The following is a 321-nucleotide window of genomic DNA, read 5'->3' on the forward strand; positions in this document are numbered from 1 at the left end:
GTTGGCGGTGTAGGCGGTCGACCGCAGCACCGGCGCCTTCGCGTCGCCGCCGCCGTGCAGGACGGTGGAGGTGAGCCGGCCGTAGGCGTCGTAGCCGTGCACGGTGTGCGTCGTGGCGGGCGGGGTGCCAGCGGCCCCCTCTCCGCTGTGCCCGCTGCTGCCGTCCCCGCTGGCACCCTCCTGCCCGCCGCTGCCCGCACCGCCGCCGCTGTTGTCGCCGCCGGGAGCGGGGCTGGTGGGGGCGGGAGCGGGGCTGGTGGTGGGGCGGGTGTCGGTGCGGGTGGCCAGGTCTCCGCGGCTGTTGTACGTGTACACGGTTTC

General features: G+C 76.6%; 1 pseudogene. It reads right to left on the reverse strand.

From position 1 onward, the window contains the following. Window positions 1-321: pseudogene (locus IF89_RS0136505) on the reverse strand (hypothetical protein); the annotation flags it as partial.

Source organism: Streptomyces sp. NRRL F-2664 (assembly GCF_000719345.1).
GTDB lineage: Bacteria > Actinomycetota > Actinomycetes > Streptomycetales > Streptomycetaceae > Streptomyces.